10 protein-coding genes and 1 tRNA gene are annotated in these 10,935 nt (G+C 72.6%); 10 read left to right on the top strand and 1 reads right to left on the bottom strand.

Going from position 1 to position 10,935, the window contains the following annotated elements:
* Window positions 1–78: transfer RNA gene (locus tag RB150_11155), tRNA-His, on the bottom strand.
* A gap of 128 nt (window positions 79–206) precedes the next feature.
* On the opposite strand from RB150_11155, the gene RB150_11150 reads away from it, so the two are divergent.
* From RB150_11150 to ilvD, 10 genes are all read left to right on the top strand, one after another.
* Complete coding sequence (locus tag RB150_11150; protein ID MDQ7821091.1) at window positions 207–689, top strand: hypothetical protein; 483 nt, start codon at window positions 207–209, stop codon at window positions 687–689.
* Window positions 690–1,265: 576 nt separating this feature from the next.
* Complete coding sequence (gene ilvB / locus RB150_11145) at window positions 1,266–2,987, top strand: biosynthetic-type acetolactate synthase large subunit (GenBank protein MDQ7821090.1); 1,722 nt, start codon at window positions 1,266–1,268, stop codon at window positions 2,985–2,987.
* Window positions 2,980–3,480: an acetolactate synthase small subunit gene (ilvN, locus tag RB150_11140; protein ID MDQ7821089.1), complete on the top strand. Its 501-nt coding sequence runs from the start codon at window positions 2,980–2,982 to the stop codon at window positions 3,478–3,480. Before ilvB ends, ilvN begins: the two co-directional genes overlap by 8 nt.
* A gap of 62 nt (window positions 3,481–3,542) precedes the next feature.
* Complete coding sequence (gene ilvC, locus RB150_11135; protein ID MDQ7821088.1) at window positions 3,543–4,568, top strand: ketol-acid reductoisomerase; 1,026 nt, start codon at window positions 3,543–3,545, stop codon at window positions 4,566–4,568.
* A 14-nt stretch (window positions 4,569–4,582) separates the two neighbouring features.
* Window positions 4,583–6,130, top strand: a complete 1,548-nt coding sequence (locus tag RB150_11130) for a 2-isopropylmalate synthase (protein MDQ7821087.1) — start codon at window positions 4,583–4,585, stop codon at window positions 6,128–6,130.
* Window positions 6,131–6,134: 4 nt separating this feature from the next.
* Window positions 6,135–7,415, top strand: coding sequence for a 3-isopropylmalate dehydratase large subunit (locus tag RB150_11125; protein MDQ7821086.1), 1,281 nt, complete (start codon window positions 6,135–6,137; stop codon window positions 7,413–7,415).
* Between the two features lie 12 nt (window positions 7,416–7,427).
* Complete coding sequence (locus RB150_11120; protein ID MDQ7821085.1) at window positions 7,428–7,931, top strand: 3-isopropylmalate dehydratase small subunit; 504 nt, start codon at window positions 7,428–7,430, stop codon at window positions 7,929–7,931.
* Window positions 7,932–7,943: 12 nt separating this feature from the next.
* Window positions 7,944–8,102: a hypothetical protein gene (locus tag RB150_11115; protein MDQ7821084.1), complete on the top strand. Its 159-nt coding sequence runs from the start codon at window positions 7,944–7,946 to the stop codon at window positions 8,100–8,102.
* Window positions 8,092–9,168: a 3-isopropylmalate dehydrogenase gene (gene leuB, locus RB150_11110; protein ID MDQ7821083.1), complete on the top strand. Its 1,077-nt coding sequence runs from the start codon at window positions 8,092–8,094 to the stop codon at window positions 9,166–9,168. The genes RB150_11115 and leuB overlap by 11 nt, the downstream gene beginning before the upstream one ends.
* Window positions 9,165–10,838: a dihydroxy-acid dehydratase gene (gene ilvD, locus RB150_11105; GenBank protein ID MDQ7821082.1), complete on the top strand. Its 1,674-nt coding sequence runs from the start codon at window positions 9,165–9,167 to the stop codon at window positions 10,836–10,838. The genes leuB and ilvD overlap by 4 nt, the downstream gene beginning before the upstream one ends.
* The last annotated feature ends 97 nt before the right edge of the window (window positions 10,839–10,935 follow it).

Here is a 10,935-nt window from a genome sequence, read left to right as displayed (position 1 = left end):
TGGGGTGACCGAGGGGACTTGAACCCCCGACCTCCTGGGCCACAGCCAGGCGCTCTGACCGGGCTGAGCTACGGTCACCGCACACCTGCATTCTAGCACAGCCGCCCCCCGCGGAGCCGTGCGGGACTCCGGCGGCCCCGTGACGCGCCCGTTACCTCTCCGGCGCACCGTCGGGAGGGGAGAATTCCTCCCGGGAGGTGAGTCAGGTGTTCAACAGATGGTCCATGCTCGCGCTGCTGGCCTCTGCCGCCCTGGTGATCTGGGCCGGGACGGCAGCCGTCGCCCAGTACGGCGGAGGCGGCTATGGCTACGAGCAGGCGCCCGCGGGCCTGACCAGCCAGGTGAAGACGGCCCAGGCCCACGCCACCAACTCGGCGCGCTCGGAGGCGCTGCGGGACGCCCGGTGGCACCTCAGCCACGTGGTCAACTGCCTGGAGGGGCCCCGCGGCAAGAACTACGATGCCCAGGCCGGCAACCCGTGCCAGGGCCAGGGCAACGGGATCCTCCCGGACCTGGATGCGGCTGTCCGCGCCTACCAGATGGGCGCCAGTACCGCCCTGGATGCGGCCCGCCGGGCCGACGAACTGGCGGTGGAGACCCTGAAGTCCAACGACCTGGGTCAGGTCAAGACCGGCGCCGGCCGCGTGGCGGACCTGCTGGGCCAGGCTCTCAAGGCGCTGGGCCAGTAGCTGGCAGGACTGAACACCGGGTGCTGACGGCGGCGGGCGGGGAGAGCTCCGACTCCGGCGCCCGCCGCCACCACCGCGGGGGTTGACACGCCTGCGCGGTCCTGCTACATTTGCGGGCAAAAGCCCGATCTGCATGAGGAAGTGCGCCTAGGGTTCCACGGTCCCACAAGGGCCGGTCGGTCCAAGCGGCGCAGGCAGCCGGTCAGGCTGTTACACCGTCAGGACAAAAGCCTGAGGGGTAGGTTCCTCACAGGATCTATCGCCCAGGCTTTTGTCTATCGTCTGATCGTCGCGGGCGAGGAGGAGAAGCAGTAGGCGGATCGAGGACGCGCCCAGAGAGCCGGACCAGGTGAAAGCCGGCCGCGTCGCGCCGCCGAACTCGTCTCCGAGCCGCAGCGCCCACGCCCCGGGGGCCGCAGGCGCTGCCGGGTTCCCACCGATACCGGGTTGAGAGCCCCGACGGGCGGCCCGCTCATGCGGGCAGGACCGCGCGGCGGGGAACTAAGGTGGTACCGCGGGATCACCCGCCCTTAGGGTGGTCCCGCGGCGTGTTTTCTGACGACCGAGGTGATGGCGATGGCACGCGCGATCACGGCCTCCCGGAAGTCTTCGCCGGCGACCGGCAGGCAGATGACCGGCGCCCAGGCCCTGGTGGAAGCCCTCCGCCGGGAGGGAGTGGAGATCCTCTTCGGCCATCCCGGGGGAGCGTCGCTGCCGATCTACGACGCCCTCTACGACGCCCGGGACGTCCGCCACATCCTGGTGCGCCACGAGCAGGTGGCGGCCCACGCGGCGGTGGGATACGCCCGGGCGTCGGGACGGGTGGGGGTGTGCACCGCCACCAGCGGTCCCGGCGCCACCAACCTGGTCACCGGCATCACCGACGCCATGATGGACTCGGTGCCCATCGTGGCCATCACCGGCCAGGTCCCCCGCCCGGTGATCGGCAACGACGCCTTCCAGGAGGCCGACGTCACCGGCATCACCATGCCCATCACCAAGTACAACATGCTGGTGATGCGCGCGGCGGACATCCCCCGGGCCGTGCGCACCGCCTTCTACCTGGCCCGCACCGGGCGGCCGGGACCGGTTCTGGTGGACATCCCCCGGGACGTCTCCCAGGAACTGTGCGAGCCGGACCTGACCGTCGAGCCCCAGGTGCCCGGTTACCGGCCCGTGCTGGACGGCAACCCGAACCAGATCGCCGAGGCGGCCCGCGCGCTGTCGGAGGCCCAGCGCCCGATCGTCTACGCCGGCGGGGGGATCATCAGCAGCGGCGCCACCCCTGAGCTGACCGCCCTGGTGGAGCGCACAGGGATCCCCGTTACCCTCACCCTCATGGGCAAGGGGGCCATGGACGAGACCCACCCCCGGTGCCTGGGCATGCTGGGCATGCACGGCAGCGCCTACGCCAACTGGGCCATCAACAGCGCCGACGTCATCCTGGCCGTGGGCGTGCGGTTTGACGACCGGGTCACCGGGCGCCTGAAGGACTTCGCCCCCCACGCCCGCATCATCCACATCGACATCGACCCGGCGGAGATCGGCAAGAACAAACCGGCCCACATCCCCATCGTGGGCGACGCCAAGCGGGTCCTGGCCGCCCTGGTGCCCCAGGTGCGGCCGCCCCAGATCGAGGCCTGGTGGAAGCAGATCGAGGAGTGGCGCGAGCGCTATCCCTTCCGCTACCGGCAGCGGGACGGGCGCATCAGCCACCAGTACGTCTGCGACCTCCTCAACCGCCTCACCGGGGGGCGGGCCATCGTGGCCACCGACGTGGGCCAGCACCAGATGTGGATGGCCCAGTGGTACCGCTGCCGGGAGCCGCGGACCTTCATCACCTCCGGCGGCCTGGGAGCCATGGGGTTCGGCTTCCCCGCGGCCATGGGCGCCAAGTTCGCGCGCCCCGACCGGCAGGTGATCGCCGTGGTGGGCGACGGCGGGTTCATGATGACCCTGCAGGATCTCATCACCGCCGTGGAGCACCGCCTGGGTCTGCCCATCATCATCCTCAACAACAACGCCCTGGGGATGGTCCGCCAGTGGCAGTCGTTCTTCTACCGCGGGCGGCTGTCGGCGTCTCTGCTCCGCAACCCCGATTTCGCGCGGCTGGCGGAGGTGTTCGGGGCGCGGGGGATTCGGGTGGAGCGTCCCGAGGAGGTGGAGCCCGCCCTGCAGGCGGCGCTGGCCACCGAGGACACCCCGTGCGTGGTGGACATCCTGTGCGACCCCGAGGAGAACTGCCTGCCCATGATTCCCTCGGGCCAGTCGGTGGCGGAGATGATCCTGGATGGCTGAGGGAACCCACGCGGCCACCATCTCGGTCCTGGTCCAGAACGCCCCGGGGGTGCTGGTCCGGGTGGCCGGGCTGATCCGCCGGCGGGGGGTGAACATCCACAGCCTGTCGGTGGGGCCCACCGAGGACCCGTCCGTGTCCCGGATGACCATCGTGGTGGACACGGCCCCCGACCGCACCGAGCAGTTCGCCAAGCAGCTGCGCAAGCTGGTGGAGGTGCTGCGGGCCACCGCCATCGACGGGCTGCCGACGGTGGACCGGGAGCTGGCGCTGGTCAAGGTCAACGTGACCCCTGGCACGCGGCTGGAGATCATGGAGATCGCCAACGTGTTCCGGGCCAGCGTGGTGGACCTGACCGACCGCACCATGACCCTGGAGGTCACCGGCCGGGGCGAGAAGGTGGACGCCTTCATCGAGCTGCTGAAAAAGTACGGGATCCGCGAGATGGCCCGCACCGGCCAGGTCACCCTGGTGCGGGGAGCGCAGGCAACCTGACGCGCCGGGGAGGAGGTCCGAGGCCCCCGATCCCGGGCGGGACGCGCAAGGAGGCATGGACGATGGCGACCATCTACTACGACCAGGACGCGCCCCTGGACCCGCTGGCGGGCAGGACCGTGGCCGTCGTCGGCTACGGCAGCCAGGGCCACGCCCACGCCCAGAACCTGCGGGACAGCGGCATCCAGGTGGTGGTGGGGCTGTATCCGGGCGCGCCGTCCTGGGCCCGGGCCACCGCCGACGGTTTCGAGGTGGCGCCCACGGCCGAGGCGGTGCGCCGGGCGGATGTGGTGGCCATGCTGCTGCCCGACCACGTGCAGCGGCCGACCTACGAGGCGGAGGTGGCCCCGCACCTGGATCCGGGGGACACGCTGCTGTTCGCCCACGGCTTCAACATCCACTTTCGACAGATCGTTCCCGCCCCCACCGTGGACGTGGTGATGGTGGCCCCGAAGGCTCCGGGCCACCGGATGCGGGAGCTGTTCACCGAGGGAGTGGGGGTGCCGGCGCTGCTGGCGGTGCATCAGGACGTGACCGGCCGGGCCCGGGCGACGGCGCTGGCCTACGCCCGGGCGGTGGGGTGCACCCGCGCCGGGGTCATCGAAACCACCTTCAAGGAGGAGACCGAGACCGACCTGTTCGGGGAGCAGGCGGTGCTGTGCGGGGGGATTGCCAGCCTCATCAAGGCCGGGTTCGAGACCCTGGTGGAGGCCGGCTACCAGCCCGAGGTGGCCTACTTCGAGTGCCTCCACGAGATGAAGCTCATCGTGGACCTCATCTACGAGGGCGGGCTGTCCTACATGCGGTACTCGGTGTCCGACACCGCCGAGTACGGCGACTACAGCCGGGGACACCGGATCATCGACGAGAAGGTCCGGGCGGAGATGAAGCGGATCCTGCGGGAGGTCCAGGACGGCACGTTCGCCCGGGAGTGGGTCAGCGAAAACAGCGCCGGGCGCCCCAACTTCCTGGAGCAGCGCCGCCAGGAGGAACGCCATCCCATCGAGGAGGTCGGGCGGCGGCTGCGCGCCATGATGCCCTGGCTGAGCCGCCGCAAGAAGGCAGGCGCCCCCGCGCCGGCCTCGTGAGGGAGGGACCCGCCGTGGCAGACCGGGTGGCCATCTTCGACACGACCCTGCGGGACGGCGAGCAGTCGCCGGGGTTTTCCCTGTGGCCGGAGGAAAAACTGGAACTGGCCCGCCAGCTGGCCCGGCTGGGCGTGGACGTGATCGAGGCGGGCTTTCCCGTCTCCTCGCCCGGGGAGTTCGAGGGCGTCCGGCGCATCGCCCGGGAGGTGCGCGGCCCGGTGATCTGCGCTCTGGCCCGGGCTCACCCCCGGGACATCGAGGCCGCCGCCGAGGCGGTGCGGCCGGCCGAGCGGGCGCGGGTGCACACCTTCATCGCCACCTCGCCCATCCACATGGCCCGCAAGCTCCGCATGAGCCCCGCGCAGGTCCTGGAGGCCGCGCGGGAGGCGGTGACCCTGGCGCGTCGGATGGCCCCGGAGGTGGAATTCTCCGCCGAGGACGCCACCCGGTCAGAGGTCGACTTCCTGTGCCGGGTCTTTGAGGCGGCCATCCGGGCAGGGGCCACCGTCATCAACATCCCCGACACCGTGGGCTATGCGCTGCCCGACGAGTACGGGGCGCTCGTGGCCACCCTGCGGGAGCGGGTCCCGGGCATGGACCGGGTGACCGTGAGCGTGCACTGCCACAACGACCTGGGCCTGGCCACCGCCAACACCCTCGCGGGCCTGCGGGCCGGCGCGCGGCAGGTGGAGGGGACCATCAACGGCATCGGCGAGCGCGCCGGCAACGCCGCCCTGGAGGAGGTGATCATGGCCCTGCGCACCCGCGCCGACCTGCTGGGACTGGCCACCGGCGTGGACACCACCCAGATCTATCCCACCAGCCGGCTCCTGTGCGCCCTGACCGGGGTGGACGTGCAGCCCAACAAGGCCATCGTGGGCGCCAACGCCTTCGCCCACGAGGCCGGCATCCACCAGCACGGCGTCCTGATGGATCGGCGCACCTACGAGATCATGACCCCGGCCTCGGTGGGGCTGCCCGCCAACCGGCTGGTGCTGGGCAAGCACTCAGGCCGCCACGCCTTCGAGAAGGTCCTGCAGGATGCCGGCATCCATCTGGGGCCGGAGGAGCTGGACCGGGCGTTCGCCCGCTTCAAGGACGTGTGCGACCGCAAGAAGACCGTGCTCCCGGACGAGGTCATCGCCCTGGTGGAGGAGCAGTTCGCCGCGGCGCCCCGGACCTGGGACCTGGTGCGTTTCGCCGTGTCCACCGGCACCGGCCGGACCCCTCAGGCCACCGTGGCGGTGGCGCGGGGCGACGAACGGGTCGAGCGGACCGCCACCGGCGACGGGCCGGTGAATGCGCTGTTTGAGGCCCTCGGCGACGCCCTGGGCCTGCGGCCGGCTCTGGTGGACTACACCGTGCGCGCGGCCGCCGGGGGGGCCGACGCGGTGGGTGAGGCGGTGGTGAAGGTCCGGTGGGACGCCGACCTGGTGGTGGGGCGGGCCAGCAGCACCGACATCCTGGAAGCCAGCGCCCGCGCCTATCTGGCGGCCGTCAACAAGATCCTCCACCGGCGCGCCGGGGCCCCGGCCGGAGAGACACCGGTGGCCCGGGGGTGAGCCGATGGGCATGACCATCACCGAGAAGATCCTGGCCGCCCACGTGGGCGCTCCCTCGGTGCGCCCCGGGGACCTCATCGACTGCCCGGTGGACTTCGCGTTTGCCAACGACATCACCGCGCCCCTGGCCATCCAGGAATTCCAGAAGATGGGCGTGGATCGGGTCTTCGATCCCGACCGGGTGGCCTTCGTCCTCGACCACTACGTGCCCAACAAGGACATCGCCTCGGCCCAGCAGTGCAAGGTGACCCGGGAGTTCGTGGCATCCCACGGCCTGCCGCACTTCTTCGACGTGGGCCGCGCGGGGATCGCCCACGTGCTGCTGGCCGAGCTGGGTTACGTGGTGCCCGGGGATGTGTTCATCGGGGCCGACTCCCACACGTGCAACCACGGGGCGCTGGGAGCCTTCGCCACCGGCGTGGGGTCGTCGGACCTGGCAGCCGCCCTGGCCCTGGGCCGCCTGTGGCTGCGGGTGCCGGAAACGATCCGCATTGTGTTCCGGGGGCGGCCGCGGCGGTGGGTGACCGGCAAGGACCTTGTCCTGACCGTCATCGGCGACATCGGGGTGGACGGCGCCCGGTACGCCGCCCTCGAGTTTGCCGGGGACACCCTGGCGCACCTGACCATGGACGAGCGGTTCTCCGTGACCAACATGGCGGTCGAGGCCGGCGCCAAAAACGGCATCATGGAGCCCGACGAGACGACCCTGGCGTGGGTGCGCCCCCGCGCCCGCCGGCCGTTCACCGTCTATCGCAGCGACCCGGACGCCGCCTACGCCGACGTGCGGGAGTACGACGCCGCCGCCCTGGACCCGGTGGTGGCGGCTCCCTCCTCGCCGGGCAACGTGGTCTCGGTGCGGGAGGCGGCCGGGGTGCGGGTGGACCAGTGCTTCATCGGAACCTGCACCAACGGCCGCCTCGAGGACCTGCGGGTCGCCGCCCGCATCCTGGCCGGCCGCCGGGTACACCCCTCCACCCGCCTGCTGGTCATCCCCGCCACTCCGGCCATCTACCGGCAGGCCCTGGAGGAGGGGCTGCTGCAGATCTTCCTGGACGCGGGGGCGGCGGTCAGCACCTCCACCTGCGGGCCCTGCATCGGCGGCCACATGGGCGTGCTGGCCGACGGCGAGGTGTGCGTCTCGACCAGCAGCCGCAACTTTGTCGGTCGCATGGGCCACCGGGGCAGCCGCGTGTACCTCAGCAATGCGGCGGTGGCCGCGGCGGCCGCCGTGGCCGGGCGGCTGGTGCACCCCGATGAGGTGGTCGGGGAGACGGCGGCGGTGTAGGGGGGAGACGCCATGGCGCTGCGCGGACGGGCCCACGTCGTGGGCGACCACGTGGACACCGACATCATCATCCCGGCCCGCTACCTGGTCACCACCGATCCGGCCGAGCTGGCCCGGTACGTCTTTGAAGACCTGGATCCCGCCCTGCGGTCCCGCATCGCTCCGGGCGACGTGCTGGTGGCCGGCGAGAACTTCGGCCAGGGGAGTTCCCGGGAGCATGCCCCCCTGGCCATCAAGGGGGCGGGCATCAGCTGCATCGTGGCGGCGTCGTTCGCCCGGATCTTCTACCGGAACGCCTTCAACGTCGGGCTGCCGGTGGTGGAGTGCCGCGAAGCCCGCGGCCGCGTGGCTGACGGCGACGAGCTGGAGGTGGACCTGTCTGCGGGCACGATTCGCAACCTCACCCGGCAGGAGACCTACACCGGCACGCCCGTGCCGGAGTTCATGCAGCGCCTGCTGGCCGCCGGGGGCCTGGTCGGGTACGTCCGGGCCGAGCTGGCGCGACGCAGGGCGTAGGGGAGGACGCCGATGGGAGACCTGTCCGCGGGCGCCGAGCGCCTGGAATCGTTGCTGCGGACGCTGGCCGAGACGCTGGCGCGCGACCTGGGGCGCGAGCCCACAGATCCGGCGGAGCTGCGCTGGGTGATCGAGCGCATCCAGGACACCTTCGACACCCGTGCCGGCTGAGCTCCGGGTGGCCCTCCTGCCCGGGGACGGCATCGGGCCGGAGGTGATCCGGCACGCGGTCGCCGTCCTGGAAGCCGCCGGGCGGCGGTTCGGCATCCGGATGGTGTTCAGCGAAGCCGCCGTAGGAGGAGCCGCCCTCGACACGGCCGGCGTGCCCCTGCCCGAGCGGACCCTGGAGATCTGCCGGGCCAGCGACGCGGTCCTGCTGGGAGCCGTCGGCGGCCCCCGGTGGGATCACCTCCCCGGGCCGGCGCGGCCGGAGGCCGGGCTGTTGCAGCTCCGCCGCGCCCTGGGGGTCTACGCCAACCTGCGCCCCGTGCGGGTGACGCCCGCCCTGGTGGAGGCCTCCCCCCTGCGCCCCGAGGTGGTGGCCGGGACGGACCTGGTGATCGTGCGGGAGCTGACCGGGGGGCTGTACTTCGGCCAGCCCCGCGGCCGGACCGCCGACGGAGCCGTGGACACGATGCGGTACTCCGCCCCCGAGGTGGCCCGGGTGGCACGGGTGGCGATGGCCCTGGCCCGCGCCCGGCGCCGGAAGGTCACCTCGGTGGACAAGGCCAACGTCCTGGAGACCTCCCGTCTGTGGCGGGAGGTGGTCTCCGCCGAGGCGGCGAAGGCGCCCGACGTGCGGGTGGAACACATGCTGGTGGACACCTGCGCCCTGCAGCTGGTGCGGGCGCCGGCCCAGTTCGACGTCGTCGTCACCGAGAACATGTTCGGCGACATCCTCAGCGACGCCGCGGGCGCCGTGGCCGGATCGCTGGGGTTGCTGCCCTCGGCGAGCCTGGGGGATCATCCCCCCTCGCTGTACGAACCCGTCCACGGATCCGCCCCCGATCTGGCCGGCAGAGGGGTGGCCAACCCGGTGGGGGCCATCCTCAGCGCCGCGCTGCTGCTGCGCCACGCCGCCGGGCACGCGGGGGCCGCCCGGGCCGTGGAGGAGGCGGTGGACCGGGTGCTGGCCGCGGGCGTGCGGACGCCCGACCTGGGCGGGACGGCCTCCACCGCGGAGGTGGGCGCGGCCGTGGTCGAGGCAGTGGGAGCGGACGAGGAGGTGAGGCGATGAGCGCGCCGCTGCGCGCCCGCAGCGCGCCGATGCTGGATGGCCCGGACCGGGCGCCGGCCCGGGCCTACATGTACGCCCTGGGGTGGACCGAGGAGGACCTGCGCAAGCCCCTGGTGGGCATCGCCAATACCTGGATCGAGATGATGCCCTGCAACGTCCACCTGCGCCGGCTCGCGGACGCGGTCCGCGCCGGGGTGCGGGCCGCGGGGGGGACTCCGGTAGAGTTCAACACCATCGCCATCTCCGACGGCATCTCCATGGGGACGGAGGGCATGCGCACCTCCCTGGTCAGCCGCGAGGTGATCGCCGACTCCATCGAGCTGGTGGCCCGGGGCTACTCGCTGGACGCCCTGGTGGCGATTTCCGGATGCGACAAGACCATCCCCGGCACCGTGATGGCCCTGGCCCGGCTGGATCTTCCCGCGGTCATGATTTACGGCGGCTCGATCCTGCCGGGCGAGGTGGACGGGCGGGCGGTGACCATCCAGGACGTCTTCGAGGCGGTCGGCGCCTACCACGCCGGCCGGATCACCCTGGAGGAGCTGCGGCGGCTGGAGGCCGCGGCCTGCCCGGGGCCGGGAGCGTGCGGGGGGCAGTTCACCGCCAACACCATGGCGATGGCGTGCGAGTTCCTGGGGATCTCCCCCCTGGGGGCGAACGAGATTCCCGCGGTCTACGGAGCCAAGGACGGCGCCGCCGAAGCCGTCGGGCGGCTGGCGATGGACGTCCTCCGGGCGGACCGTCGGCCGCGCCGGATCATCACCCGCCAGGCGCTGGAAAACGCCATCACCGCCGTGGCCAGCAGCGGCGGGTCCACCAACGCCGTGCTCCACCTGCTGGCCATCGCCCGCGAGGCGGGGGTGGACCTGAGCCTGGACGACTTCGACCGCCTCAGCGCCCGGACGCCTCTGCTGGCCGACCTGCGGCCCGGGGGCCGGTTCAGCGCGCCCGACCTGTACCGCGCGGGCGGGACCCGCCTGCTGGCCCGGCGGTTGCTGGAGGCCGGGCTGCTGCACGGGGAGGCGCTGACGATCACCGGGAAGACCCTGGGCGAGGAGGCGGCCGCCGCCCGCGAGACCCCCGGCCAGGAGGTGATCCGCCCGCTGGACCGCCCCCTCAAACCGTGGGGCGGGCTGGCGATCCTGCGGGGCAACCTCGCCCCGGAGGGGTGCGTGGTCAAGCTGGCGGGAGGGGAACGCCAGCAGCACCGGGGACCGGCCCGGGTGTTCGACGGGGAGGAGGCCGCATTCGCGGCGGTGCGGAGCGGCGAGGTCCGCCCCGGAGACGTGGTGGTGATCCGCTACGAAGGGCCCGGCGGAGGTCCCGGCATGCGGGAGATGCTACTGGTGACCGCCGCCCTCGTGGGCGCCGGCCTGGGGGAGTCGGTGGCGCTGGTGACCGACGGCAGGTTCTCAGGAGCCACCCGGGGGCTCATGGTCGGCCACGTGGCCCCCGAGGCCGCCCGGGGAGGGCCCCTGGCCGCCCTCCGGGACGGCGACGTGATCACCATCGACGTGCCGTCCCGCCGCCTGGACGTGGACCTGTCGGCGGACGAGATCCGCGCGCGCCTGAGCCGCTGGTCCCCGCCGCCCCCGCGGTACGCCACCGGCGCCCTGGCCAAGTACGCCCGCCTGGTTTCCTCGGCGGCCGAGGGAGCGGTGACGGGCTGACGACGGCACAGCCGGCGGGCGAGGCCCCCACAACGACCGGGGGCCGCCCGGGCAGCGGCCCCCGGTCGCGTCCGGGTCGCGTTCCCGCGGCCTAGAA

The sequence above is a fragment of the Armatimonadota bacterium genome, from assembly GCA_031081675.1.
In the GTDB taxonomy this organism is placed as follows: Bacteria; Sysuimicrobiota; Sysuimicrobiia; order Sysuimicrobiales; family Kaftiobacteriaceae; genus Calidihabitans; species Calidihabitans tengchongensis.
This window is presented reverse-complemented; position numbering and strand designations above follow the sequence as displayed.